At 34.3% G+C, this 21,304-nt stretch carries 21 protein-coding genes and 2 pseudogenes; 10 read left to right on the top strand and 13 right to left on the bottom strand.

What is annotated here, in order from left to right:
* Positions 1–4: 4 nt before the first annotated feature.
* From CD127_RS02335 to CD127_RS02365, 7 genes and pseudogenes are all read right to left on the bottom strand, one after another.
* Positions 5–1,135, bottom strand: a complete 1,131-nt coding sequence (locus CD127_RS02335) for a glycosyltransferase family 2 protein (RefSeq protein WP_103365608.1) — start codon at positions 1,133–1,135, stop codon at positions 5–7.
* Positions 1,136–1,155: 20 nt separating this feature from the next.
* Positions 1,156–2,654 (bottom strand): annotated as a pseudogene (locus CD127_RS02340) (phytoene desaturase family protein).
* Entirely contained in the window at positions 2,647–3,141 is a 495-nt protein-coding gene (locus CD127_RS02345) for a glycosyl-4,4'-diaponeurosporenoate acyltransferase CrtO family protein (RefSeq protein WP_103365609.1), read from the bottom strand. Before CD127_RS02345 ends, CD127_RS02340 begins: the two are co-directional and overlap by 8 nt.
* A 165-nt stretch (positions 3,142–3,306) precedes the next feature.
* Positions 3,307–4,026, bottom strand: a complete 720-nt coding sequence (locus CD127_RS02350) for an aggregation-promoting factor C-terminal-like domain-containing protein (protein ID WP_103365610.1) — start codon at positions 4,024–4,026, stop codon at positions 3,307–3,309.
* Between the two features lie 458 nt (positions 4,027–4,484).
* Complete coding sequence (locus CD127_RS02355; protein ID WP_103365611.1) at positions 4,485–5,909, bottom strand: phosphate--AMP phosphotransferase; 1,425 nt, start codon at positions 5,907–5,909, stop codon at positions 4,485–4,487.
* A 168-nt stretch (positions 5,910–6,077) separates the two neighbouring features.
* Positions 6,078–7,136, bottom strand: coding sequence for a PTS sugar transporter subunit IIC (locus tag CD127_RS02360; protein WP_103365612.1), 1,059 nt, complete (start codon positions 7,134–7,136; stop codon positions 6,078–6,080).
* 271 nt (positions 7,137–7,407) lie between these two features.
* Positions 7,408–8,811 (bottom strand): amino acid permease, encoded by a 1,404-nt coding sequence (locus CD127_RS02365; RefSeq protein ID WP_103365613.1) that lies wholly within the window; start codon positions 8,809–8,811, stop codon positions 7,408–7,410.
* 302 nt (positions 8,812–9,113) lie between these two features.
* On the opposite strand from CD127_RS02365, the gene CD127_RS02370 reads away from it, so the two are divergent.
* Together CD127_RS02370 and CD127_RS02375 are read left to right on the top strand one after the other, a co-directional pair.
* On the top strand, positions 9,114–9,539 hold the full coding sequence (locus CD127_RS02370; protein WP_103365614.1) for an NUDIX domain-containing protein: 426 nt from the start codon (positions 9,114–9,116) through the stop codon (positions 9,537–9,539).
* Positions 9,532–10,401, top strand: coding sequence for a DMT family transporter (locus CD127_RS02375; RefSeq protein ID WP_103365615.1), 870 nt, complete (start codon positions 9,532–9,534; stop codon positions 10,399–10,401). Before CD127_RS02370 ends, CD127_RS02375 begins: the two co-directional genes overlap by 8 nt.
* Positions 10,402–10,494: 93 nt before the next feature.
* Here the strand turns inward: CD127_RS02375 and CD127_RS02380 are convergent, their stop codons facing one another.
* Genes CD127_RS02380 through CD127_RS02390 form a run of 3 tightly spaced genes read right to left on the bottom strand, consistent with a single transcriptional unit; the run spans position 10,495 to position 12,028 of the window.
* Positions 10,495–10,872, bottom strand: coding sequence for a VOC family protein (locus tag CD127_RS02380; RefSeq protein ID WP_103365616.1), 378 nt, complete (start codon positions 10,870–10,872; stop codon positions 10,495–10,497).
* 25 nt (positions 10,873–10,897) lie between these two features.
* A complete protein-coding gene (locus CD127_RS02385; protein WP_103365617.1) occupies positions 10,898–11,716 on the bottom strand; it encodes an NmrA/HSCARG family protein in 819 nt (272 codons plus the stop codon).
* A gap of 12 nt (positions 11,717–11,728) precedes the next feature.
* The gene (locus CD127_RS02390) at positions 11,729–12,028 is read right to left on the bottom strand and encodes a DUF2316 family protein (RefSeq protein WP_103365618.1); all 300 of its coding nucleotides are present in this window, start codon (positions 12,026–12,028) and stop codon (positions 11,729–11,731) included.
* Between the two features lie 131 nt (positions 12,029–12,159).
* On the opposite strand from CD127_RS02390, the gene CD127_RS02395 reads away from it, so the two are divergent.
* The 6 genes and pseudogenes from CD127_RS02395 (at position 12,160) to CD127_RS02420 (ending at position 17,215) form a co-directional block, all read left to right on the top strand.
* Positions 12,160–12,717, top strand: coding sequence for a TetR/AcrR family transcriptional regulator (locus tag CD127_RS02395; RefSeq protein WP_103365619.1), 558 nt, complete (start codon positions 12,160–12,162; stop codon positions 12,715–12,717).
* Entirely contained in the window at positions 12,717–13,421 is a 705-nt protein-coding gene (locus CD127_RS02400) for an SDR family NAD(P)-dependent oxidoreductase (protein ID WP_103365620.1), read from the top strand. The genes CD127_RS02395 and CD127_RS02400 overlap by 1 nt, the downstream gene beginning before the upstream one ends.
* 42 nt (positions 13,422–13,463) lie before the next feature.
* Positions 13,464–14,468: an amidohydrolase family protein gene (locus CD127_RS02405; protein WP_103365621.1), complete on the top strand. Its 1,005-nt coding sequence runs from the start codon at positions 13,464–13,466 to the stop codon at positions 14,466–14,468.
* A gap of 294 nt (positions 14,469–14,762) precedes the next feature.
* Positions 14,763–15,598, top strand: a pseudogene (locus CD127_RS02410) (alpha/beta hydrolase).
* A gap of 24 nt (positions 15,599–15,622) precedes the next feature.
* On the top strand, positions 15,623–16,249 hold the full coding sequence (locus CD127_RS02415; protein ID WP_103365622.1) for a nuclear transport factor 2 family protein: 627 nt from the start codon (positions 15,623–15,625) through the stop codon (positions 16,247–16,249).
* 6 nt (positions 16,250–16,255) lie between these two features.
* The gene (locus CD127_RS02420) at positions 16,256–17,215 is read left to right on the top strand and encodes an amidohydrolase family protein (RefSeq protein ID WP_103365623.1); all 960 of its coding nucleotides are present in this window, start codon (positions 16,256–16,258) and stop codon (positions 17,213–17,215) included.
* A 55-nt stretch (positions 17,216–17,270) separates the two neighbouring features.
* Here CD127_RS02420 and CD127_RS02425 read toward each other — a convergent pair whose 3' ends face one another.
* Positions 17,271–18,125: a fructosamine kinase family protein gene (locus CD127_RS02425; protein WP_103365624.1), complete on the bottom strand. Its 855-nt coding sequence runs from the start codon at positions 18,123–18,125 to the stop codon at positions 17,271–17,273.
* Between the two features lie 243 nt (positions 18,126–18,368).
* On the opposite strand from CD127_RS02425, the gene CD127_RS02430 reads away from it, so the two are divergent.
* Both CD127_RS02430 and CD127_RS02435 read left to right on the top strand, forming a co-directional pair.
* Complete coding sequence (locus tag CD127_RS02430; protein ID WP_103365625.1) at positions 18,369–19,436, top strand: quinone-dependent dihydroorotate dehydrogenase; 1,068 nt, start codon at positions 18,369–18,371, stop codon at positions 19,434–19,436.
* 78 nt (positions 19,437–19,514) lie between these two features.
* Positions 19,515–19,808, top strand: coding sequence for a hypothetical protein (locus CD127_RS02435; protein WP_103365626.1), 294 nt, complete (start codon positions 19,515–19,517; stop codon positions 19,806–19,808).
* 60 nt (positions 19,809–19,868) lie between these two features.
* Here the strand turns inward: CD127_RS02435 and CD127_RS02440 are convergent, their stop codons facing one another.
* Together CD127_RS02440 and CD127_RS02445 are read right to left on the bottom strand one after the other, a co-directional pair.
* Positions 19,869–20,585, bottom strand: coding sequence for an epoxyqueuosine reductase QueH (locus CD127_RS02440; RefSeq protein ID WP_103365627.1), 717 nt, complete (start codon positions 20,583–20,585; stop codon positions 19,869–19,871).
* 59 nt (positions 20,586–20,644) lie between these two features.
* The gene (locus CD127_RS02445; RefSeq protein WP_103365628.1) at positions 20,645–21,148 is read right to left on the bottom strand and encodes a DUF3278 domain-containing protein; all 504 of its coding nucleotides are present in this window, start codon (positions 21,146–21,148) and stop codon (positions 20,645–20,647) included.
* Between the last annotated feature and the right edge of the window lie 156 nt (positions 21,149–21,304).

Genomic DNA, 21,304 nt, shown 5'->3' on the forward strand with positions numbered 1-21,304 from the left:
TGCGTTAATGATTAATATTAAAAGTACGTCCTTTCCATTGTACCGTTTTTGTAAAATGAATATGACGATAAGAATTCATAAAAATGAACATAAATACTAAAAATAGTATTGGACTTAACATTAAAGATAATATTGAAAACGAGCCAATACGTTTATGTAATTGAATAAATTGTAGCGTAGCTAAGCCGTAGGATAAACTAATACGCTTAAAAGAAATAGATTTTGATAAAAAGCTAAGCATTAAGGCAAATGGCATCAGCATATTTCCTATCATCCACATGATAATTAGAATCATAATGCGTCCCTGTGTTTGAGAGGCACCTACTGCTAAATGTTTGGTCCAGCCTTCAATCAAGCTTCTTGGTCCTTCTTCATACATTCTAAATCCTACATAGTTTTGACCTTCATAACAAGTCACCGGCAACCGTTGTTGGTTGAATGCTTCACCTAATGCGAATCCTTCAATAATATGTTTACGTGCATTGTAATGCCCTTGTGTTAAAGCATAATCCGCTTGGTTCATCACCGTTACAGGCCCGAATGCTAGTGATTGTGGTTCCTTTTTTGCCACACTTGAGAATTGATTCATCCCTACCACCGTCATTAAATTGAATAAAGCCGATAACTGTTCATATGGCTTTTTAACGGTGTGATACGGTTGAATGCTTAGTAATCCACGATATTGTTGCTTCTCATAACTTTGTAAGACGGCCTCTAAAGCGTGGTCATTCAATAATACAACGTCTGCATCGATAAACATGACGATATCTGAAGTCGCGTAGTTCACGCCTTGGTAACAAGCGAAGGATTTCCCGTACCATCTTTTGTTCTTCTCATCTTCAGTTACAGCGTAAACTTTCGCGTCCCATTCTTTCGCGACTCGAACCGTGTCATCTTGCGAGCCATCATCCATGACGATGACTTCTGCTTGTATCGTTTGTCGCTTCAAACTTTTGAGCAAATGCGGTAACCGTTTGGCTTCATCTCTTGCAGGAATAATAATACTGACAGATTGAGAGGCGCTAGCGGTATTCTCTTTTTGAAAATGTAGCAAATGACGACGATTGTACATCAAATATCCACTTAATACAGACGTCCCTATCAAGCCGTGCAATAGTGGTTCTAATACTTTCACTAGCGCTTCTCTCCTTCCATTTATTCTTGCAAGCCGCCCTGTTCTCTAGCATTAATTTTATCAGCAACTTGTTGCCCACTTAGCGTCACCATTGGCATACCGCCACCAGGATTGACTGAACCACCTACAAAGTAGAGATTCTCAAAATACTGACTTTGTTTAGGGAACTTAAAGCCTTTATTTTTTTGCGATCCGCTACAACACCATAAATCGCACCTCTATTTGAAGCATAATGATGCTCAATATCATGCGGTGTCCATATATCTTCATATACTATATGTTGTCTTAAATTCGTTAAGCCCATTCGCTCTAATTTATCTAATACACGTTCGCGAAATTTACTATATTGTTCTTCGGTAAACGGTTTATCCTGAATATATGGAATATGCGGTAACACTTTCAAATTCTCATAACCTGCGGGTGCTTGCGTTTTATCCGTTTTGTTACTGTTCACGAGATAAATTGTTGGATCTTGTGGTAAGACCTTTTCATGAAAGACTTCGTGATAATTACGTTTAGAATCGCTTGAGAATAAGAAATTGTGATGTGCTAATTGCGGATATTCTTTATCCACGCCTAGATGCATGACATATCCTGAACTTGCAGGTTCAAATGTTTTTTCTAATTTCGCTAGTCTTTTCTCTGAAAAGTGCATCAAGTCACGATAGGTAGGAATCACTTCTCTATTAGAAACAATGTAATCTGCATCAACATGATCGCCATTATCTAATCTCACACCTGTCACATGATTAAAATATGTATCAATGCTTCGGACATCTATTCCAGTGTGTATCGTTACGCCTTCTTCCCTAGCAAGTTGTTCTAAGGCTTGCGCTAAATGATGAATGCCACCTTTAACGTACCATAAACCCTGTTCATATTGCATATGAATGAGTAATGTTAACACTGCCGGCGCGTCATAAGATGAAGATCCTACATATTTAATAAAATAACCCAACATATCTCTCAATTCTTGTTTTTCAACATATCGATTAATGGCTTCTTGCATTGTTGAAAAGTAATCAACACCTTTTAAAGAATTGAAAGGCCCTTGATATTTAATAATTTCGCTTACCGTATCTAAGCCTAATGCAAAATATCCTTCTTCAGTAAAACGATGAATTTTTTCAGCATATTGTAGAAATTGATGTAGCTGTTGGACATCTTCTTCATTTAAACTTTGATTCATTTGAGACATTATTGTTAAATCTTCATATAAATCAATCACTTCGCCGTTAGTAAAGAAACTTCGCCACTGTAATGGTAATCGCTCAATAGTAACGTAATCCGACATTTTTTTATGACTATATCTAAATAAATTTTCAAAGATATAAGGCATAGTAAGAATTGAAGGTCCTAAATCGAAGCCAAATCCTTCTTCTTCTAGACGATTTACCTTTCCGCCAATATGATTATTCTTCTCATAAAGGTTCGCTTCAAAGCCACTTTGTGCTAAACGAATAGCAGCTGAAATACCACCTAAACCGCCACCAATAACTATTATTTTTTTCTTAGTCACGATGGGCACCTCTTTTCAATTTTAATTGATACACTTTTTCTAATCTTGGACGATTATAACGTTGGGTTATTATAATAGGAAGATTCGCTAATACGACATAAGAAACATTAATGATTTTGATATATGTCGGTGCTTTAAGAAACGCTAGCACAGGCAACATTGATAGCCAATGCACAAATTCAGCACGTCTCATTTCTATTATCATTGTATGTAAATCATTCAATTTAAATGATGTTAATTGTTTTTTATTGTATATATTTTGGTTTAACTGACTACCTTCAGGAATGTAATGTTTCCATTTATTAATCTTAAACAAGTCGTTCCATATTTTGCCTTCCTTTTCCCAGGAAAATGACTTAAAAAGTTGGCTATACTTTGTAAAGAACGTAGGAGGAAGCTTTGTACCTAAAGAAGCTAACGCCATTTGTGTCGTAGACCAATATATACTATGAAAAATTCCAAGTTTTAATAGTTTTTTTAATGTCATTTCGCCCAACACTTTCCTATTATTTCATTTTATACATAGTCTTAATTCATTCCCTATATTGAAAAAAGCTAAACTCTCTTAAAAATGGGCATAAAAAAAGAGGCCGACTTATGTCGACCTCTCTTTCCGATAACTCGATGTGCTATCCAGTTATCTTAGTAAATCTTACCACCAACCGTGAGAAGCACGGAAAGCAACTGCGTTATCTAATGAACCGTAACGGCTGTTAGCGTAGTTTACTAAACCTTTAGTTTGTTGAGCTACTGAACCAGTACCCCATGATTCCATAGTTTGACCTAAACCGTGGTATCCGTTTGGAGATACAGCGTTAGGGTTACCACCTGATTCTGGCATTACGATAGCGTTCCAAGCAGCTTCAGTACCACCGTTAGCTAAGAATTGAGCTTTAACTGAACCACCAGTTGATGCTGATGAAGCAGCTGGTGCTGAGTATGTGCTGTATGATGGAGCTGATACAGTTTTAACTTGAGCGTGGCTAGCTTGTTGGTTAGAGCTTACTGATTGATTAGAACCTTGGTTGTAAGATGCTGAGTAATCAGTTGCTTGAGATTGTTGAGCTGGAGCAGCTTGAGTAGTTGTAGCTGCAGCTGTGTCAGCAGCACCAGTGTAAGTGTAGTTCCAAGACCAAGTTGAACCGTTTGAAGTAAAGTTGTATTGGAAACCATCTTTAACGAATGAGATATTGTAAGCGCCAGCTTGAACTGGATGAGAGTTTAATTCAGATGGGTTATTTTGAGCTAAGTTAGCTAATTGTGCGTAGTTTGAAGTTTGTTCAGATGCGTGTGCACTGTGATCTGTAGTTAATGCATAACCTGTTACTCCTAATGCTACTGCTAATGACGAAGCGATAACTGTCTTTTTCATAAAAATAATTCCTCCAAAAATTTAGTTTATATTTTCGATTTGTTAATTTCTTTTGTGTTAATGCGTTTGTGTTTTTTGTTTAACTTTTGACATTAGCTACTATAACACAAAAAAATACTAATAATATTACGCTTATCTTACAAAAAATTACAACAGAGATTATATTTTGTAATATTGAAATATTACTGAAGTGTGTTGTAACAATACATTTTTGGGTTTTAAGTTTAAAATTTCATTATAAAATAAGGATTTACATTACTCTTTTAAGAATTTTACAATCGTTTTACATTATCCGTAATATTACAAATTACGGTTTTGTTACACACCTGTAATATTTCTAACATCTTATTTTTCATTGATTTTTTCTATTTAAAACAAAAAAATCAAGAAACTATTCTATAAAATAGTCTCTTGAAATGATTTACTTGGTTTAAAAAAGTAATGTCAACTAGTCACTTTTAATAATCTTTAACGCCCCATAGTACTTTTTCACATTTACGAATAATGTATTTTAATATTTCTATGCGTGATGTTTTTTTATGATCTGCTGGAACAACTAACCAAGGCGCATATGATGTATTCGTTTTTTCAATCATATCGTGACTTGCTTCGACATATAAATCCCATTTGTCACGATTACGCCAATCTTCGTCAGTAATCTTCCATTGCTTATCGACATTTTGTTCACGATCTTTAAAACGTTTTAATTGTTCATCTTTATCTAATGTAAGGAAGAATTTTAAAAGAATTGCCCCTTCGTCTGTCCACATTTTCTCAAAAGAATTAATTTCATCGTACGCACGTTGCCATTCCTTTGTAGTCGCAAAGCCTTCAATTCGTTCAACAAGCACACGACCATACCAACTGCGGTCAAATAATTCAATATGTCCGCTTCTTGGCATATCTTTCGCAAAACGCCATAAATAATGATGTTTTAGTTCTACATCTGTTGGCGCACTAATTCCATTTACTTCATAACCTGTTGGGTCAAGTTTTTCTCTAGTACGTTTAATATTGCCACCTTTACCGGCTGCATCCATACCTTCAAATACTAAGATAAGCGGAATCTTTCTATCATATAGCGCAAATTGAATTTCTCGCATACGTTGTTGTAATTCTGTAATTAACTGCTTATATTCATCTTTCGACACTTTATCTACATTAATATCAAATAAATCTGTTTTAAAGTCTGGCGTAAATTCACCGTCAACATGCTTTTCTTGTTTTTGATGTTTATCAATCGCATGTTCTAAACGTTCTATTATATGAAGATACATTTTTTCAATCGCATTTTGACGTTCAGTATAATCAATAATCTTCCATTGTTTATCCTTTTTAATAAATTGATGCATATCATCTAAATACGTTTCAGTAGGTAAGACATTGCCGTATTCTTGTACTTTCCAACGCATTAAAGGATTCTCTTTTGTTTGTTTAATGTGCTCTTGACGTTTTTCTTCATTAATTTCAATGAAGAATTTAATAATTTCATAGTTATCTTTTTTCAGCATTTTTTCAAAAGAAGCAATCTGTTCTTTCAAAACATCATAATTTTTATATCTATTATGTTTAATTTCATTCTCACGATAATCTAAATAATGTGAATACCAACTGCGGAAATAAATATTAATATCTCCCTTTGCAGGCAATGTGTTCCAATATTTTTGTAAGAATTGATATCTTAAATCGTCTGCCTTTGGTGATTGTGTGGCAATAAAGCGCGTATATTTCGCATCAAAGTTTAATAATAATTCATTTGATAAGCGCGTTTTACCTGAAGCCGGAACCCCTTCAAATAAAATCATGACAGGAATGCCTAATTCATGTGTTTGTCTTGTTAACTCTGCCGTTTTTAGTGCTAATGTTTCGATTTTATTAGCCATATACCATCCATCCTTTTGTTTAATCACTATTTATTTTATTGTAACACTATTTACTCACAAGCTATTTTATAATAATTTTATTTTTCGAAAAATAAGGAATCAATAATTGGTCATAAAGACATCATTATCAATTCCTCATAAAAATATTATTTCAAAAAATTTACAGCCTTAGCCCATAAATTTATAAATATCGTTAGTATATAATTTTAAAACTTTACGTAAGACAATATCTAGAATAAATGCAGTTAATAACGGTACTACGAAGAATCCTAATACAATTAAGATAATACTCATCATAGCCGAATCCAAATGTAAAAACTTAAATGCACTGATTGGTCCAATCATACCGATGAAACCAAAACCTGCTGATTCTTTTGTACCAGCAATACCAATTAAACTTCCGGCGATACCTGAAACTGCTGCCGTAATTAAAATAGGTAACATAATAATTGGATATTTCACCATGTTAGGCATCATCATTTTTACCCCACCAAAGAAGATAGAAATTGGTACGGCAACACGGTTCACTTGGCTTGTACCAATTAGCAATACCGCTTCAGTAGCTGAAATCCCAATTGAAGCTGATCCAGCAGCTAGACCTGTAATACCAATCGCAATTGCTATTGCTACCGTTGATAATGGCGAAATAATAATGAAACTAAATACCATTGAAATTAACATACACATTAAGACTGGTTGTAATTCAGTGAAACTATTAACCATATTTCCGATACCAGTTGTAATCATATGAACATAAGGTAGAATTAACACACCAATTGTCGCTGATAATCCACCCACTACAGTCGGATAAACAATAAGCGCCATACTGCCCACACGTTTTTCAACTAATAAAATTAAAAGTACTGCAATGGCAGCAGTAATCATCGTATTAATTAAGTCACCGATACCTGCGATAATCCATGCGCCATTCTTAAATTGAGCAGCGCCACTTCCTACATACGATGCACACGCTACAACAGCGATAGCAAGTGGCGTCATTTCAAATTTCAAGGCGATAAGTGCACCGATTAAAGCTGGAACGGTAAATTGCATGGCTTGTACAACATGTAGAAATGTCGCAAACACGGGATGATGATGCATAAGTGCTTTAAAGATTTCACCTAAAATAGCATTAGGTACTAAACCTACAACGATTCCAATAGCTACCCTGGAAAGTACTCTAAACGTAAAATCTCTGACTCCTATTTTTTTAAGCTCTGTTGTCATATTGAAACCTCCTAAGATGTTGATACACGCTTAAATTAGTGATGATGCATCTTACTATAACATAATATCTAAATTTTCAGAATATTTATTTAATCTTTTATTTTTAAATAGTACAATTTAAGCACAAAATGAAGAAACTCAAGTTCAAATATTTAATTTTTTAGCTCTATTCCTACATTAGATGGGTTTTATTAATAGAAGAAAATAATAAAAAAGAAACGCGTTTCTACTATTATAATAGTAAAAACGCGTCAACGTTATTGTCCATCTTCTAATCACCGATTGCTGGGTCTTTTTTTGGTTCATCTAAATCAATGCCTTCTTTACGTTTCTCTTTCTTATAACGTAAGAACATTAAGCATAATACTGCTAACCATGCCGGTGCAACTAACACACCAATTCTGATATCTTTATCTAATGCAAGTACGATAAAGATAAAGACGAAGAACGTTAGAATTAGATATGCGCTTACTTTACCACCTGGTAATCTAAATTTACTTTGTTCATGTAGTTCTGGTTTATTTTTCAAGAAGCCAAGATACGCAATCATAATAATTGTCCAGATGATGATGTTAAGCACGGTAGATACTGTTGTGATATATACGAATACTTCAGTGGCATTTGGAATAACGTAGTTTAATACTACGGCGATAAGTAATAAGCCACATGTGATTAAGATTGAGTAGTATGGCACGCCGTGTTTATTCGTTTTTTGCAAAAATGGAGGCGCCTGTTTACGTGTAGCTAAACCATACATTGTTCTACTGTCAGCAAAGATACCGCTATTACATGCAGATGCAGCAGCTGTTAATACGACAAAGTTAATGACACCAGCCGCAAATGGAATTCCTACCAATCCAAATAATTTTACATATGGGCTGTCAGCTGGATTCAATTTATCCCACGGTACTACTGACATCACGACTGCTAATGAACCGATATAAAAGATTAGAATTCTGTAGGGTACATTATTGATCGCTTGTGGAATAGTTTTATGAGGATTTTTCGTTTCCCCAGCCGTAATACCAATTAGCTCAATACCAATGAATGAAAAGATAGCCATTTGGAATGAAAGTAAGAACCCTGTCATACCGTGTGGGAAGAAACCACCGTGACTCCAAATATTAGATAACTTCGCTGTACCACTTGCTGTATGCATTCCCATAACAATCATGACAATCCCTACTACGATTAATGCGATAATTGTCGTTACTTTAATTAATGCGAACCAAAACTCTAATTCCCCAAATATTTTAGCGCTCATTAAATTTAAAGCCATCAATACTAATACTGTAAATAAAGCCGTTAACCAACTTGGAATAGTCGGCCACCAGAAATTCACATACTTCGCAACTGCAGTTACCTCTGCCATACCTGCTACGATCCAAGTAAACCAGTACGTCCAACCTACAATAAATCCCGCTAATGGTCCGATATACTGATGCGCAATATCGGCAAATGATTTAAATCCTAAATTCGAAAGAAGCATCTCTCCCATTGCTCTCATGAATAAGAATAATACCAAACCTACAACAATGTAAGTTAATAAGATTGATGGTCCAGCCAAATGAATTGATTGACCTGCCCCTAAAAATAACCCTGTACCTATTGCGCCGCCAATTGCAATTAATTGAATATGCCTATTAGACAATCCTCTTTGTAGTTTATCTTCCATAGTCTTCTTCTCCATCCTATGGAGTAAGCTATTCAGTTTGATAAATTCTAGATGTACAGTTAAACAACATACCCCTTTGTTTTTTAAAATGCTGAGTAACAAGTAACTTTTTGAATATTTATACTTCTTTGTTAAATAATATACTTTAATTTGTCTGAAAAATCAAATTATTTATAGTGAAGAATTGTCTTTCTATTTCAGAAAAAAACGATATAATTAATTTTACTATTATATAAAAAATAAATAATATATGTATTGGTTAGTGTGAGTTATGGATTACTTTATAAAGGAGGTTCAAGAAAATGAATATAGACCAAATCAATCTTCAATTTAACAAGACAGTGACGAACTATGATTCTGTTTTAATTGTTTTAACCTATCAAGGACATCTTGTTTTTGTTAAAAATAAAAAAAGAGCACGGGAATTGACTGGAGGAAAGGTTGATAATAATGAAACTATGAACGAGACTGCTATCAGAGAAGCTTATGAAGAATCTGGTGCTATTATCAATGAGAGTGATATTGAATATATAGGATACTATGTACTTCCTAACGGTCATACTACTACAATTGTGAAAGCTGAAGTAAGTTATTTTAAAGATATTCCTAAAGAATCAGAAACTACTGAAAGAATACTTACGAAAGAATCATTAGATAAAAATTTATTATCGTTTCAAGATGGGTTATATGATGAAATATTTAAATATTTAGAGGCGCGTCATGAATAATGCTAAAAAAGGTTATTTATTTAATATCGTTTCCGTAGCTATCATGTCTTTGACGCCCATATTAAATAAAGTTTCACTCAATGATTTGTCGCCCATTCAAGCGAGTTTTTTAAATGCTTTATTTTCAACTTTAATATTATTAATAACTGTATTACTGGCTAAAAGTAAAATTAATATACATCACAATAAGTTTATTTGGCTATTAGGTATTACTAATACAATAGGCATTTTACTACAATATATAAGTTTAAGTTTATTAGATCCAGTTAGCGTAGGATTATTAGGAAGATTTTATATTATATTTGCGTTACTTCTTTCAGTGCTTTTTCTAAATGAAACATTATCCAAGCATGATGCACTTCCTATTGCATTTGCTATCATAGGTTCATTTTTGATTACTCATTTTTCAGGTGATTTCAACAGTATATTAGGCGTGATTGCCGCTCTATCTTATACATTCTTTTTTGCGCTAACGAATATGTTAGCTAAAAAGACCGTCAAAGACATTGATTCTAAAACCATTCTGCTATACAATCAGGCAACTTCTACTTTGTTGCTAGGTATCATATTAATTGTGACTAATCATTTACATACCATACATATAGGTATAGGTTTATTCTCTATTTTACTTTCTGCTTTGTGCAGTGGCGTAATAGGACTCTTATTATTTTATGAAGGCCTGAAATACATTTCGTTTCGCGAAGCAAATATTATAAGAACCCTCAATCCTATATTTGTGTTTATATTTTCTTTTCCGTTTTTCCCTTTACCATTAACACCTAAATTTATAACCGGCGCAATATTGATCATTATTTCTATAGTCTATATGAATCTATATAAAGGTCAAAAAACGTCTTCCTGATAACTTCTTTATATTAAAAATGCACCTCAAAATTAGATCGTATTCTAACTTTGAGGTGCATATTAATTGGTGTAATTTATAAAATTTATTTAACTAGCAAACCAAGAAATTATATTTATGTCCATCTGGATCTGCAAAAGTTGCACCATAATATCCTTGATAGACACCAGGTTCCTCTATCACTTTGCCACCTGACTCTACAACTTTTTCGACTAAGTCATCTACTTCGTCATTTGTTTTGACTCCTAATGAAATGATTACTTCATTAGGTTGAGAAGATACTGTGGCATGCGTAACTTTCTCAAAATGGTTATTCTCAATTAAGATAATGATTGTTTGACCTATTTGAATTCCTAACATTTTATCTAACATATCTGGATTTTTATTTATTTCAAATCCTAAATTTTTATAAAATTGTTCACTACGTGCCAAATCTTCTACGTGCAAATTAAACCACATTGATTGAATCATGTGCATTACCTCATTTTCAAAAAGATTAGAAACCTACTTTATTAATCCATTGTTCTAACGTTAAGCGATTAGGATTGATGTCATCCATTTGATTGAAATTAACGACATAACCTTTCTCTTCAAGCCAGCCACGTTCAGCAGTGCCACTTGAGAATGAACCTCTAATTTCAGTAGGTTTACCTGTAGCTGTGGCAAATGTTTTTACTACTTCATTTAATGTAAGTTCATCTGAAGCGATTTCGATAGCTTGATGATTAAAACGTTCAGTATTTGCAAAAATGTTAGTAGCAATTCTAGCAATATCGATAGATGAAATCATCGCAAATTTCACATCTCGATTAATAAATTCTGGGATATAAATTTCACCATCTTCAACTTTTGTAATTCTTAAGAAATTATCCATAAAGAACGATGGTTTAATGATTGTATAATTTAATGAGCTTGCTTTAAGTTCATTCTCAATTTCAGCAAGTGCTTCAAAGTGAGGACCTGTACGATCACGGTTCACGCCACCTGCTGTACTGTAAACCATATATTCTACACCTTGTTGTTCTGCTGTATGAATAATCATTTTACCTTGGTGTAATTCCTCTTCTACATTATCAACAATGATAGGTTGAACACTGTAAACACCGTATTGACCTTCCATTGCTTGTGTTAGACTCTCTTCATTACTTAAGTCGCCTTCGAAGACTTCTAATTTTTCATTATCAATAGATGTTAATTTGTCATTATTTTTATTACGTGTAAAGGCACGTACTTTCCAACCATCTTCTAATAATTGTTTAACTACTGCATTACCTTGTTTACCTGTAGCCCCAATAACTAAAATACTTTTATCCATTACTTATCTCTCCTATTGTAAAAACCAATAATCTTCTTTTTCGCCTTTTAAGTACGTATATTCTTTAGGTGTATCACCATTCATTTTTATATCGTTATTAATTAAGTCACGGATGTCCCAAACTAAATGAATAAATTTTTGTAATTTATTTCCAAAGAAGCCATTCGGCGCATCCATGTTCAATACCTTTTCCACATCTTCCACAGAAATATTCATCTCTTCAGCAATATTTTCTAAACTTAATGTTGATTCATGAAAATGAGCTTTAAGTTCTTCACTTGTCACACGTCTTTGTTCTTTATTTAATGACATCTTCATCCACTCTTTTCTAAAAATTTTTTCAATGTCCAAAACTTAAATATTTGAAATATAAATTAACACGTTTTATAATAAACGGAGCGTTATCCGTTTGTCAATAATATGAATTTTAAAGAGGTGATATGATGCGCAAAGATGCATTAAAAAATAGGCAACGTATTGAAGATAAAGCGATTGAATTGTTTCGTGATGAAGGTGTAGATAATGTAAGTATGAATCGATTGTCTAAAGAACTAAATATTGGTATGGGCACCCTTTATCGTCATTTCAAAGATAAAGGAGATTTATGTTACCACATTATTGAACACGACTTCGACGAGATCATGAACCAAATGCTTGAAGTCAAACAACGCTATGCTTCTAAAAGAGATATTATGAGCCGTTCACTCGACATATTTTTGCAATTTAAAACGGATAATAGTAATTTACTTACTTGTATTGAAGGCAACGATAATGCTGAATTATTTAGAGCAAGTAACTTTTTCAAGAATTTAAATCAATATTATTATGACTTATTTAATGATTACGATAACGAGGCATGGGCTATATTCAAAACAGACATGCTTTTAAAATCTTTAACAACGGCAACATTTGAATTTCAAAAAAATGTAAGGCAATTATCAAATGAAACATTTCGTGATAATTTAATTCGACTATATTTACCTAATGAGGTGACAGAATAATGGAAAGAATCACGTTAATTACTGGCGGAAATAAAGGTTTAGGCTTTGAAACTGCGAAAGAATTAAAAGAACAGGGCCATAGAGTTTATATTGGCTCTCGTGATGAAGCACGCGGTCAAAAAGCAGCTGAAGAACTTGGCGTTGATTATGTGCAACTAGATGTTACGGATGATGCTTCAGTTCAAAATGCTTATAAAACAATCGAAGATAAAGAAGGACGTTTAGACGTATTAGTGAATAATGCAGGAATCTCTGGTGGTTTCGCTAAACCTGCAGATTTGACTGTTGAAGACGTAGAGAAAGTTTATAACACAAACGTCTTTGGAATTGTAAGAATGATGCATACATTTGTTCCACTTCTTGAAAAGTCAGAACAACCAGTTGTAGTAAATGTAAGTAGTGGTTTAGGTTCATTTGGTATGGTAACTAATCCAGATACGCAAGAATCTAAAGTGAATTCACTCGCTTACTGTTCATCTAAATCGGCAGTCACAATGTTAACATTGCAATACTCTAAAGGCTTACCACACATTCAAATCAATGCTGCAGACCCAGGTTCAACGAACACAGATTTAGTTGGTGATTTCAGTAATAACTCTAAACCAGCATCTGAAGGTGTTATCCCAATTGTGAAACTTGCAACGATTGATAAAGATGGTCCAACTGGTACATTCATCGATGGTAATGGCACAATGCCTTGGTAATTTAACCTTAATGAACAATTAATATTTAGGAGGCCTTTTCAAATGAAAAGTATTAACTTTGAAGAACACTATGTTGTAGATGAAATTCAAAAAGAAACAATGAAATATATGTCATCTGATCCTAAAGGCGTACCTATGAAAACAATGCTAGATGGCTTAGAACAAAAATCAGGTTTCACGGATGCAGATGAAATTACTCATCATGAGAAACGTATTAAATTTATGGATGAGCATGATGTTGAAATGCAAGTATTATCTTACGGTAACGGTGCCCCTTCTAACTTAGAAGGCGAACGCGCTATCGAATTATGTAAGAAAGCAAATGATACTTTAGCAGAATATGTAAAAGAACATCCAGACCGTTTCGTAGGTTTCGCTACATTACCTATTAATGAACCTGAAGCAACTGTTAAAGAATTCAAACGTTGTATTAACGAATTAAACTTCAAAGGCGCATTAATTATGGGCCATCCTAAAAGCGGTTTCTTAGACCAAGATGAATATGATGATTTATTCGCAGCAGCCGAAGAACTTAATGCACCTATTTATTTACACCCATCTCCAGTACAAAGTGATGTTTACCAAGCATATTATAAAGGTAATTATCCAGATGTAACTGCTGCAACATTCGCTTGCTTCGGTTACGGTTGGCATGTTGATGTAGGTATCCACGCTATCCATTTAGTTCTGTCTGGTGTATTTGATCGTCATCCAAACTTAAATGTCATTATTGGACATTGGGGTGAATTCGTACCATTCTTCTTAGAACGTATGGACAGTATTTTATTTGCAGATCACCTAGAACATCCAATTAGTTATTATTTCAAAAATAACTTCTACATTACACCAAGTGGTATGTTAACTAAACCACAATTCGACTTAGTAAAAGCAGAAGTTGGTGTAGACAGAATTCTTTACTCAGCAGACTATCCTTACGTGGAACCTGAAGAATTAGGCACATTCCTAAGCGAATTAGGCCTAACTGAAGAAGAACAAGAAAAAATCAGCTACAAAAACGGCGCAAAACTATTAGGCCTAGATAAATAAAAAAGTATAGTTGAGTGACGCCTGAGGGAACAGTGATTTGATGAACTTAAGTGCTTATCCACTTAAGTAAGTAGTTCTAAAATGGATAATGGAACGTAGTTGAGCGACGCCTGAGGGAGCAGGATGAGTGTCGAGACCGTGGCTCGACCCAGCCCCCTAGGCAAGCGTCTCAACTTAAGTGCAATGACAATCCATTTCAGAACTACTTTTCCCACAGGAACGCGAGCAACTAAAGTGAGTGACTCTCTATCTTAGAAATATTTAAAAAATATATATTAATCGGAGGTTTTATATATGGAAACTTTAGAATTAAAAGGTGCTAAATTACGTTATCACAAAGTAGGCAATGGCCCGTATTAATCTGCATCCCTGGTGCTAATGGCACAGGCGACATCTACATGCCACTTGCACAACAATTAAAAGACAAATTCACAGTCGTAGCTGTAGACCGTCGTGGCTATGGCCAAAGCGAATTAACAGAACCCCTACCAGACGAAGTATCAAACCCAGACAGTCGCTACCGTGTTAAACGCGACGCTCAGGACATCGCAGAATTAGCAAAACACTTAAGCGACGAACCTGTATATGTATTAGGGTCAAGTTCAGGTGCTATCGTAGCAATGCACGTATTAAAGGAACACTCTGACATTGTTAAACGTATCGCATTCCACGAACCACCAATCAACACATTCTTACCAAACGCTAAATATTGGCAAGATAAAAACGCTGAAATCATCGATATTGCTGTTAACGAAGGTATGCCACAAGCAATGAAATTATTCGGCGAAACACTAAACACTAGTCAACTTGACCGACAATATATGTCTAAACCAGCGCAAGCTGAAGACGACGCTGAAAGTAAAAAACGCTTTGAAGAAATGTTAGGTTGGTTCAAATATGAAATCCGCCAATATACTGAATCAGATATTTCTATCGAAGACTTAAACAAACATAAAGACATCATTACTTTATTAAATGGTACCGCTTCTAGAGATTCATTCCCTCAAGAAGTTAACTTCTACATTTCTGAACAAACTGGCATCAAAATTATTGATATCCCTGGCGGCCACCTTGGTTATGTTCAAGAGCCAGAAGGTTTCGCAAATGTAGTACTTGAAATGTGGGGTTAATCAATATAAAGGAGTGTTCGGACTGTGCTTTTCACAAGAAATAAGCCGTATACGAATGAAACGTTATTAGCGAAAGAAGACATTCTAGAACTGATTCAATTTGAGCGTTTCTGTCGTGATAATTCACTATGGAATAGTATGGAGTCATGTTTCGCTGAAGATTCTTACGTGAATATTTCGTGGTTTAAAGGAACGGGTCATGAATTCGTTGTTTCTTCAAAAGAGATGAATCGTTACGCGCCACACCAAATTCATAATTCACAAATTTGGATTAATGACACACGTGCGGTAGCGATTATGCAAGCTACGATTCAAACCCGTTTAACGATTCAGAATGTGGAGATGGAACTTCAATCTGATGCCAAATTAGTTTATTGCGTTGAAAAAGATGACCAAGGCGTTTGGTACATTACACGTCTTGAATGTATTTATGAAAAAGATAGCTTAACACCGGTCAAACCAACGACGATTAATTTACCGAAAAAAGATTTTGAAGGCTATCGACAAAGTTATGCATGCTTGTCTTACGCTTTAAATGAAATTGGTTATGACGTAAACAGTGAGCTTCAAGGTATTGATCGACCAGATGAGGTCAACGCATATTATGAAGAAATCGACAGTTGGTTAACTTTTAAAGAAAAGGAAGCGTAAATAGATATGAAGAAAATTGATTTACACGCGCATTATATTTCTCCGGGATTCTCAAAATTCCTAGATAAATATTTCAATGGGAAAGGTGACGGTGTAGCGACGCCTGCCTTCTCTCCTGAGGGATATTTAGATTTAATGAATCGTATGGAAATTGAATACGGGGTACTCTCTATTTCAAGCCCTCACATCAGTGCCGCCCCTGATAGTGAGATGGTTGAATTAGCGAAAGAAGTAAACGACTATGCGTCTTCTTTCACTCATAAATATCCTGAGCAATTAGGATTCTTTGCAACATTACCATTACCGTTAGTAGATGAAAGTATTGCTACTATCGATGAGGCATTGGATCAACAAGGTGCATTAGGCTTCACTTTACCTACTAACGCACGCGGTGTCTATATCGGCGATGACCGTTTAGACAGTGTGTTAGCTAAGTTGAATGAACGTCATGCACTCGTTGCGTTGCACCCTAATGAACCGAAGCCAAATATTGAGGCGATGAGTGAAGTCGTTCCTGCACCATTAATGGAATTCATCTTTGATACAACACGTACCATCATTTATATGAGTCAAAACAACGTGTTCAGTAAGTATCCAAACATTAAATGGATTGTGCCTCATTGCGGTGCATTGTTACCAGTGATTGCGCAACGTGTCGCTATGGGTAATAAAATGTTTGGTAGCGAACGTCAACCTGATGATTTAGAACAAGTGATGAAAGAGCTTTATTTCGATTTAGCTGGAAAAGTATTACCATATCAATTGCCAAATCTCGCGCAATGCGTAGATATGGATAAAATCGTATATGGTTCAGATGCACCATACACAACAGATCAAGTTGTTACTATGTTAGCAGATGAACTTGAATCAACAGAGTTAATCTCACGTCACGAACTCGAAAAAATGTTATATGACAATGGTAAACAGTTGATTAAAACAGTCACAGATGGTGAAGATGGAGAATAAAAATATTAAGGAGGCACAGGTACATTGATACCTATGCCTCCTTAATTTTATGCCTTTATGCTAATATTTCGTCCATTGAGCGGTTAACGCTACTTGCATACATATTACCAAATTTAAGTAAGTGCACCATAAATAAATATAATCTATAAAATTCTAAACGTTTACGTGCGCCTTTTCCAGAAGGATAATGTTTCTCATATTCATCATAAAATTCTTGCGTAAATCCGCCAAACACAGTAGTAATACCTAAATCAAACTCTCTATCGCCGTAAAATGGTGCTGGGTCGAATAACGAAGGACGCCCATCTTTAAGGAACATATAATTACCGCCCCATAAATCGCCATGTAATAACGACGGCTTACTATTATGTGCCTCCAATTCATTAACCATTACAGTACGCACTTGTTCGTACACTTTATTGTCTTCTTCGTTCCATAGCCCTTTGCGCATCAATTCATCTCTTAAGTGATCCATGCGACGTTCCACAAAGATTTCAATCCATGAATCTGACCATGAATTATCGAATGAAATGTCCCCGCCTTCATGTGGCAAATCAAATCCAAATTGCCCATCCGGCTGTTGTTGACTATGCATCTTAGCTACAAGTTGGCCTAACTCACGTTGACTTCCACTCGTTCCTTCATCTAAATAACTTAAGATTAAGTACGCATCACCGTTAATTTCACCATTCGCAATAACGCGTGGCGCTGTTACATCCGCTTCTTCAAACGCATTAAGTCCCGCAATTTCCGATGCATAGAAAGATTTATCGCGATTGCGTTGAACTAATAAGAAATACGGTTCATCTTGCGTCGTTATCTTAAACGCTTCGTTCACATCCCCACCACTCACTGATGTAATGTCTTGTATATGATCTAACGGTAATTGGTCTTGCCATTCTTTTTTCATAACGTTAGCCTCCTTAAATTTTGTATCAGTATTTAATTATTATATTTCCTGAAAATGCCTCCACTAATCTTTCACGAAAATCTCTTTATTCAAATTTGTAATTAAAGTTAAGGCAAATTTTCAAACACTAAAGAATTTAACTATGCAATTACTGGTGAAAATGCTAGTCTAATATAAGAATGTTTTTCAATGATATTAAATGAGGATAGTAAGCCTCAAATACAATGAAATAGGAGCATTATTATGTACAAATTAATTAAACCACTTTTATTCAAATTCGACCCTGAAAAAGCACACGGCATGACTATCGACGCTTTGAAGTTTGCCCAAAAACAACCTTTCTTATTACCAATCATCCACAAATTATTCACTTATGATAACCCATCACTGTCTCAAACAATTAAAGGTATTACATTTAACAACCCTGTTGGCTTAGCTGCAGGTTTCGATAAATCATGTGAAGTACCTAAAGCCCTTCAACATGCTGGCTTCGGTGCCTTAGAGTTAGGCGGTATTACACCTAAACCTCAAGACGGTAACCCAAAACCACGTATGTATCGTTTAATCGAAGATAACGCGTTAATTAACCGCATGGGCTTCAACAACATTGGTATGAATAGAGCGCTGTGGAACTTACGTCGTCATGCATACAATATTCCAGTTGGCTTAAATGTAGGTGTAAATAAAACAACACCTTATAACGAACGCTATCAAGATTACATCAAAGTAATTGATACGTTTAAAGCCGATGTTTCATTCTTCACTGTTAATATTAGTTCTCCAAATACTGAGAATTTACAAAGTTTCCATGATAAAGATGAATTTTCAATGTTATGTAAAGCATTGAAAGATTTTAAAGCTCATACAGAAGTTAATGTTCCTATTTTCTTAAAATTAACTTCCGATTTAGAACTCGATGGATTTAAAAATATTTTACCAGCAATTACTGAAACATTTGATGGAATGATCTTAGCAAATACTACACGTAAACGTGACGGCTTAACATCATCTAATAAAGTGGAAGATGGCGGCCTAAGTGGGAAACCCCTTTTCAAAAGAAACTTAGAGTTAGTGAAATGGGCGTACCAACAAACAAATGGTGAATTCTTAATTATTGGTACAGGTGGTATCTTTAGCGCAGAAGATGCAATTCAAATGATGAGAAATGGTGCATCATTAGTACAAATTTATTCATCTTTAGTAATTGAAGGACCTGGATTAACTAAGAAAATCAATAAAGACATTGCGTCTTATTTAAAACAAAACAACTACAATAACGTAAGTGAGATTATCGGTTTAGACGCCAAATAATCATAAATATACTTTACTTCCCGGCAGAAAGTAATATACTGAAACCAAAGATAAGAAAGTTTATCGGAGGAGTATTGCATGGCTATAGAAGATAAAGAGAAAAATCTAGCTAACCAACAATCATCGACAAAAGAAACCGAAACTTCTACACAAAATAATAAACAACATGATGATGACGATAATAGTATTGGCTACAACGGAGAGAAAAAAACTGCCCTCGATCTTGAAATAGAACGTGAATTATTAGAAATGATGGAAAATAAAGATCCAGAACCTGAAAAAGAGAAAAAAGGTTTAAAAATAGCCGGCCTTATTTCTACAGGAGTTATAGCAGTTTTAGCGATTATTCGTTTTATCAACCGTACAATATAAAAAACAAATGTCCCAACTTGAATTTATAATCCGATTCAAGTTGGGATATTTTTATGCCATTTAAAATTGTTGAAGAAACGCTTTTGCTTCCTGGTTAATCGTTTTAAAATCAATGCCTTGTGCCATAGCAGCAAAGACGCACCCGCAATAACATTGTCTAAAGATATTATAATCATTACACATTTCAATCGAACGCTCATAACCTTTATTCTTCTTAAAGTCACTTGGTAAATAGCTCACATCATATATATTTTGAACTTCCATACCTAATTCATTAATAAGTTGCGCATTCTTTTTAGGTGATAGTGTTAATGCACTGCCAAAATAGTCATATCCGTATTTCACTGCTGCTTCTGCCACTAATTCTAAACGCATTTCAAAACATGCTGTACAGCGTAATCCACCTTCTGGCTCATCAGTCAAACCACGAGATTTCGCCATTTTCATAAATTCATGAGGTTTATACTCTGCTTCAATATATTGAACATTCTGGCCTGTTCTTTCATTGAAGTCCTTTACAAATTGCTCTTGAACTTTAGCGCGACGTAAATATTCATTTTTAGGATGAATATTCGGATTAGCAAAATAGATTGCTACATCTGCATATTGTGTTAAATACTCTAGTGTATAAGTGCTACACGGTGCACAACAACTATGGAGGAGAATTTTAGGACGTAATTCTTGACGTTCCCATTGATTAATTAACTTTTTTAGTACTCTGTCATAGTTAATTTTTTGATTCTTCATTTTCGCTATAATCGGATCAGCTTTTAACATAAAAACGCTCCTTAAATATTTTATAAATTAATTATATAATATTTAAGGAGTTTAATATATCAATATTCTTTCTTTATCATTAGTACATAATAGATAAACATTGCGCCACCAAATATTAATCCTGAAATACAACACTTCACAAACTGACTTTGAAAATGAGGCGCTTCATGGAAAATATACGGGAAGAGCACCCCAGTTAAAATAAACATCACTATAGCAAAGTAGAATACTAAAAATATACATTTAATAGCCTTTTTCTTTATTAAACTTTGATATTCTTTTCGAGAATAAACTTTAGATTCGTCTAAACGATTTCTTCTATTTATATATAATGAAACGATAGTTAATACCGCAAATAAAATTAAAAGACTTATCGTTCCAAAACTTATTGAATTTTTAGTGGCATCAACAAGAAAACTTATAAAACTTAGTATCGCAATACCAATATATGTTAATAAAAACATGATGGCTAGATTATGTTCTAATACGCTTTGTTCACGTTCGTCTCTGCCAGTAGAATTTTGAGTAAACCAGTTAAATAATTTTTCATTAAATTTATTCATCATGCTCTACTCCTTTTTTATAATTTTATTTCTTCTTTATGTAAAATATAAACGACATCTTCATTTATGTAAAATATAAACGACATATTCAACTATAATTTGCTGATTTCATAGTGTTATGGTACAATAAATGTAATAAAAAACACCTAGTTGGTT

Source organism: Staphylococcus petrasii (assembly GCF_002902565.1).
Lineage (GTDB): Bacteria > Bacillota > Bacilli > Staphylococcales > Staphylococcaceae > Staphylococcus > Staphylococcus petrasii.

What these genes read in the sequence shown, in the direction of transcription:
- CD127_RS02345 (WP_103365609.1), bottom strand. Translation starts at nt 3,141, where the DNA reads ATGACATTAAAAAAACTATTAAAACTTGGAATTTTTCATAGTATATAT.
- CD127_RS02350 (WP_103365610.1), bottom strand. Translation starts at nt 4,026, where the DNA reads ATGAAAAAGACAGTTATCGCTTCGTCATTAGCAGTAGCATTAGGAGTA.
- CD127_RS02355 (WP_103365611.1), bottom strand. Translation starts at nt 5,909, where the DNA reads ATGGCTAATAAAATCGAAACATTAGCACTAAAAACGGCAGAGTTAACA.
- CD127_RS02360 (WP_103365612.1), bottom strand. Translation starts at nt 7,136, where the DNA reads ATGACAACAGAGCTTAAAAAAATAGGAGTCAGAGATTTTACGTTTAGA.
- CD127_RS02365 (WP_103365613.1), bottom strand. Translation starts at nt 8,811, where the DNA reads ATGGAAGATAAACTACAAAGAGGATTGTCTAATAGGCATATTCAATTA.
- CD127_RS02370 (WP_103365614.1), top strand. Translation starts at nt 9,114, where the DNA reads ATGAATATAGACCAAATCAATCTTCAATTTAACAAGACAGTGACGAAC.
- CD127_RS02375 (WP_103365615.1), top strand. Translation starts at nt 9,532, where the DNA reads ATGAATAATGCTAAAAAAGGTTATTTATTTAATATCGTTTCCGTAGCT.
- CD127_RS02380 (WP_103365616.1), bottom strand. Translation starts at nt 10,872, where the DNA reads ATGATTCAATCAATGTGGTTTAATTTGCACGTAGAAGATTTGGCACGT.
- CD127_RS02385 (WP_103365617.1), bottom strand. Translation starts at nt 11,716, where the DNA reads ATGGATAAAAGTATTTTAGTTATTGGGGCTACAGGTAAACAAGGTAAT.
- CD127_RS02390 (WP_103365618.1), bottom strand. Translation starts at nt 12,028, where the DNA reads ATGTCATTAAATAAAGAACAAAGACGTGTGACAAGTGAAGAACTTAAA.
- CD127_RS02395 (WP_103365619.1), top strand. Translation starts at nt 12,160, where the DNA reads ATGCGCAAAGATGCATTAAAAAATAGGCAACGTATTGAAGATAAAGCG.
- CD127_RS02400 (WP_103365620.1), top strand. Translation starts at nt 12,717, where the DNA reads ATGGAAAGAATCACGTTAATTACTGGCGGAAATAAAGGTTTAGGCTTT.
- CD127_RS02405 (WP_103365621.1), top strand. Translation starts at nt 13,464, where the DNA reads ATGAAAAGTATTAACTTTGAAGAACACTATGTTGTAGATGAAATTCAA.
- CD127_RS02420 (WP_103365623.1), top strand. Translation starts at nt 16,256, where the DNA reads ATGAAGAAAATTGATTTACACGCGCATTATATTTCTCCGGGATTCTCA.
- CD127_RS02425 (WP_103365624.1), bottom strand. Translation starts at nt 18,125, where the DNA reads ATGAAAAAAGAATGGCAAGACCAATTACCGTTAGATCATATACAAGAC.
- CD127_RS02430 (WP_103365625.1), top strand. Translation starts at nt 18,369, where the DNA reads ATGTACAAATTAATTAAACCACTTTTATTCAAATTCGACCCTGAAAAA.
- CD127_RS02435 (WP_103365626.1), top strand. Translation starts at nt 19,515, where the DNA reads ATGGCTATAGAAGATAAAGAGAAAAATCTAGCTAACCAACAATCATCG.
- CD127_RS02440 (WP_103365627.1), bottom strand. Translation starts at nt 20,585, where the DNA reads ATGTTAAAAGCTGATCCGATTATAGCGAAAATGAAGAATCAAAAAATT.
- CD127_RS02445 (WP_103365628.1), bottom strand. Translation starts at nt 21,148, where the DNA reads ATGAATAAATTTAATGAAAAATTATTTAACTGGTTTACTCAAAATTCT.